This is a genomic window from Streptomyces prasinopilosus, assembly GCF_001419695.1.
GTDB lineage: Bacteria > Actinomycetota > Actinomycetes > Streptomycetales > Streptomycetaceae > Streptomyces > Streptomyces prasinopilosus.
Map to the genome: position 1 here is coordinate 1 of NZ_LIRG01000526.1, position 3,556 is coordinate 3,556.

At 72.6% G+C, this 3,556-nt stretch carries 5 protein-coding genes and 1 pseudogene; 3 read left to right on the top strand and 3 right to left on the bottom strand.

What is annotated here, in order from left to right; all coding sequences use genetic code 11:
• On the bottom strand, nucleotides 1–828 hold an 828-nt coding region (gene folP / locus AOK18_RS21125), incomplete at its 3' end, for a dihydropteroate synthase (RefSeq protein ID WP_055695376.1).
• Between the two features lie 134 nt (nucleotides 829–962).
• Here folP and AOK18_RS21130 point away from each other — a divergent pair.
• Nucleotides 963–1,325, top strand: coding sequence for a DivIVA domain-containing protein (locus AOK18_RS21130; protein ID WP_055572721.1), 363 nt, complete (start codon nucleotides 963–965; stop codon nucleotides 1,323–1,325).
• The gene (locus AOK18_RS21135) at nucleotides 1,322–1,906 is read left to right on the top strand and encodes a DNA-3-methyladenine glycosylase I (protein ID WP_055572720.1); all 585 of its coding nucleotides are present in this window, start codon (nucleotides 1,322–1,324) and stop codon (nucleotides 1,904–1,906) included. Before AOK18_RS21130 ends, AOK18_RS21135 begins: the two co-directional genes overlap by 4 nt.
• 53 nt (nucleotides 1,907–1,959) lie before the next feature.
• On the opposite strand, the gene chcB is transcribed toward AOK18_RS21135, so the two are convergent.
• Nucleotides 1,960–2,763, bottom strand: coding sequence for a 2-cyclohexenylcarbonyl CoA isomerase (chcB, locus tag AOK18_RS21140; protein WP_055572719.1), 804 nt, complete (start codon nucleotides 2,761–2,763; stop codon nucleotides 1,960–1,962).
• 378 nt (nucleotides 2,764–3,141) lie between these two features.
• Here chcB and AOK18_RS31185 point away from each other — a divergent pair, with 378 nt between their 5' ends.
• Nucleotides 3,142–3,309 (top strand): DUF3117 domain-containing protein, encoded by a 168-nt coding sequence (locus tag AOK18_RS31185; protein ID WP_003966491.1) that lies wholly within the window; start codon nucleotides 3,142–3,144, stop codon nucleotides 3,307–3,309.
• A 30-nt stretch (nucleotides 3,310–3,339) separates the two neighbouring features.
• On the opposite strand, the pseudogene AOK18_RS35460 reads toward AOK18_RS31185, so the two are convergent.
• A pseudogene (locus AOK18_RS35460) lies at nucleotides 3,340–3,537 on the bottom strand (DUF3117 domain-containing protein); the annotation flags it as partial.
• Nucleotides 3,538–3,556: the final 19 nt, after the last annotated feature.

Genomic DNA, 3,556 nt, shown 5'->3' on the forward strand with positions numbered 1-3,556 from the left:
GCGGTGGCCCGCGATGGACGCCACCATGTCCAGCACCTGCCGCGTCTCCGCGACCTCGTGCACCCGGTACACCCGCGCCCCCAGCCACGCCGACACCGCGGTCGTCGCGAGCGTCCCCAGCACCCGCTCCTTGACCGGCCGGTCCAGCGTCTCCCCGACGAAGTCCTTGTTGGACAGCGACACCAGCACCGGCCACCCGGTGGCGACCATCTCGTCCAGCCGCCGCGTCGCCTCGAGACTGTGCCGGGTGTTCTTGCCGAAGTCGTGCCCGGGATCGATCATCACCGACTCCCGCGGCACGCCCAGGGACACCGCGCGCTCCGCCAGCCCCAGCGTCCGGTCGAGGATGTCGGCCATCACGTCCTCGTACTCCACCCGGTGCGGCCGGGTCCGCGGCGCCGCGCCCCCCGCGTGGGTGCACACCAGGCCGGCGCCGTACCGCGCGGCGACCTCGGCCAGCCGCGGATCGACCCCGCCCCAGGCGTCGTTCAGCACGTCCGCCCCCACCTCGCACACGGCCTCGCCGACCTCGTGCCGCCAGGTGTCCACGCTGATCACGACGTCCGGGAAGCGCCGCCGCACCTCGGCGACGAAACCGACCGTGCGCCGCGCCTCCTCCTCGGCGGACACCTCCTCGCCCGGCCCGGCCTTCACCCCGCCGACGTCGATGATCGCGGCGCCCTCGGCCACCGCCTGCTCCACGCGCGTGAGCGCCGGTTCGTCGTGGAAGGTTGCGCCCTGGTCGTAGAAGGAGTCCGGGGTCCGGTTCACGATCGCCATGATCACCGGCTCGTGCGGTGCGAATTCCCGCCTGCCCAGCCTGAGCATTCCCGAAGACCTCTCCTCGTCCCTGCGGTCCGCCGGCGGTCCCGGCCGACCGTGACCCTGACTGTCAGACTCGCATGGCACGATCGGAGTCACACAGCCGACTCCGGTTCGATCCAACCCTGGGGACCTCAGCGATGGTTATGTTCTTGTTCCTGGTCGTGGCGCTCGCCGTCGTGGTCGCCGCGGTCACCCTCGCCGTGGTGGGCGGCGGGGGGAACGGACCGCTGCCCGAGGCGGCCCCCGACCGGCTGAGGGACACCCTGCCGCCGGACCGCCCGGTCGGCCGCGCGGACGTGGACGGCCTCCGCTTCCCCCTCGCCGTCCGCGGCTACCGGATGGCCGACGTGGACGACGCGCTGAGCCGCCTCGGCGCCGAGCTCGCCGAGCGCGACGCCCGGATCGCCGACCTGGAGTCCGCGCTGGCCGGCGCCCGCGCCGTCGCGGCGCACACCGCCCCGGACCGGTCCGCCACGCGCGAGGAGGGGGACCGGCCGTGACCGACGGAACCGCCCTCGCGGGCCCGGACGGCGCCCCGCGCTGCCCCTGGGCCCTGTCCGCCGAGGACTACACCGCGTACCACGACGAGGAGTGGGGCCGCCCGGTCCACGGGGACGACGCCCTGTTCGAGCGCCTCAGCCTGGAGGCCTTCCAGTCCGGCCTGTCGTGGATCACGATCCTGCGCCGCCGCCCGGGCTTCCGCACCGCCTTCGCCGGCTTCCGGATCGCGGCCGTCGCGGAGTTCACCGACGCCGACCGGGAGCGCCTGCTGGCCGACACCGGCATCATCCGCAACCGCGCCAAGATCGACGCGACCCTGGGCAACGCGCGGGTGCTGGCCGGATGGGCGCCCGGCGACCTGGACGCCCTGATCTGGTCGCACGCCCCCGACCCGGCCGGCCGCCCGGCACCGGCCACCTTCGCCGACGTCCCCGCGGTGACCCCCGAGTCGACGGCGCTGGCCAAGGCCCTGAAGCAGCGGGGCCTGCGGTTCGTCGGCCCGACCACGGCCTACGCGCTGATGCAGGCCTGCGGCCTGGTCGACGACCACCTGAGGGACTGCGTGGCCCGCCGGACCTGAACCCGCGAAGGCGGCGGGTCCGGCGCGGACCGCCCCGGACCCGCCGCCCGGGGTCAGCGGCCCAGGTACTGGGGCTTCTCCTTGCTGACGAAGGCCCGCACGGCGATCGCGTGGTCCTCGGAGGCGCCCGCCCGGGTCTGGAGCTCGTCCTCCTTGTCCAGGGCCTCCTCCAGGGAGTGGGTGAGCCCGTACGCCACCGACTCCTTCAGCGCCGCGTACGCCACCGTCGGTCCCGCGGCCAGCGCCCGCGCGGTCTTCTCCGCCTCCGCGCGCAGCTCGGCGGCCGGGACCAGCCGGTTCGCGATCCCGAGGTCGTACGCCTCCTGGGCCGTGATGCTGCGGGGGAAGAGCAGCAGGTCGGTGGCGCGGCCCGGGCCGACGACCCGCGGCAGCGTCCAGGAGATCCCGGAGTCCGCGGTCAGCGCCACCCCGGCGAACGACGTGTTGAACGCCGCCGTGTCGGCCACGATCCGGTAGTCCGCCGCCAGCGCGAAGCCGAAGCCCGCCCCGGCCGCCACCCCGTTCACCGCGGCGACCACCGGCTTCGCGGCCCCGGCGAGCGCCTTCACGATCGGGTTGTAGTGCTCGCGCACCGTGCTCATCGTGCGTCCGCCGCCGTCCTCCCGGTCGGCGACCAGCAGCCCGATGTGCTCCTTGAGGTCCTGCCCGACGCAGAACGCCCGGTCACCGGCGGCGGTCAGCAGGACGGCCCGCACCTCCCCGTCGTCCGCGGCGGCCCGGACCGCGTCCCGGAGAGCGACCTTCGTCGCCACGTTCAGCGCGTTCATCGCCTCCGGGCGGTTCAGCGTGATCGTCGCGAGTCCGTCGCTCACCTCGTAGAGCACGGTGTCGGCCATGGTGTATCCCTCCGCGTCGCGGCTCGTGGACCTACCCGTCAGTACGTCCCTCTGCAGGACAGCATGACGGAGATCACCGGCACCGGTACGGAGCCCGCGTGTGACCTGCGTCAAAGAATTCCGGACCGATTTCCGTCGGAGGAGTGGCGCAAGGGGGCGCAGTATCGCAGTCACATCGCCGAATTGAGTGGTTTTGCTCGCGTGCGTTGCCCAAGCGATGCCTACCGATGTTGGTCATCGGGTCCTGGCATGCGGGATAATGGCTTGGAAGCAATGTGTTCGATGCCGGTGGCGTGTGTCCTGCTTCAAGGACCGCAGGTGCCCTTCAGTGGGCCGTCGGCTAGACGGTTGAGCTGGGTTTCAGGAAGGGGAACGAGCATGGCGGCCATGAAGCCGCGAACGGGTGATGGCCCGCTCGAGGTGACCAAGGAGGGGCGGGGCATCGTCATGCGCGTTCCGCTCGAAGGCGGCGGGCGGCTCGTCGTCGAGCTGACCCCGGACGAGGCCGACGCGCTCGGCGACGCTCTCAAGAAGGTCGTCGGCTGACGCGCAAGCGAGCTCGACGACGAGCCGCCCGCCGCCTTCGAGCGGAACGCGCATGACGATGCCCCGCCCCTCCTTGGTCACCTCGAGCGGGCCATCACCCGTTCGCGGCTTCATGGCCGCCATGCTCGTTCCCCTTCCTGAAACCCAGCTCAACCGTCTAGCCGACGGCCCACTGAAGGGCACCTGCGGTCCTTGAAGCAGGACACACGCCACCGGCATCGAACACATTGCTTCCAAGCCATTATCC

Coding starts and splice junctions, on each gene's coding strand:
- AOK18_RS21130 (WP_055572721.1), top strand. CDS start 963: ATGGTTATGTTCTTGTTCCTGGTCGTGGCGCTCGCCGTCGTGGTCGCC.
- chcB (WP_055572719.1), bottom strand. CDS start 2,763: ATGGCCGACACCGTGCTCTACGAGGTGAGCGACGGACTCGCGACGATC.
- AOK18_RS31185 (WP_003966491.1), top strand. CDS start 3,142: ATGGCGGCCATGAAGCCGCGAACGGGTGATGGCCCGCTCGAGGTGACC.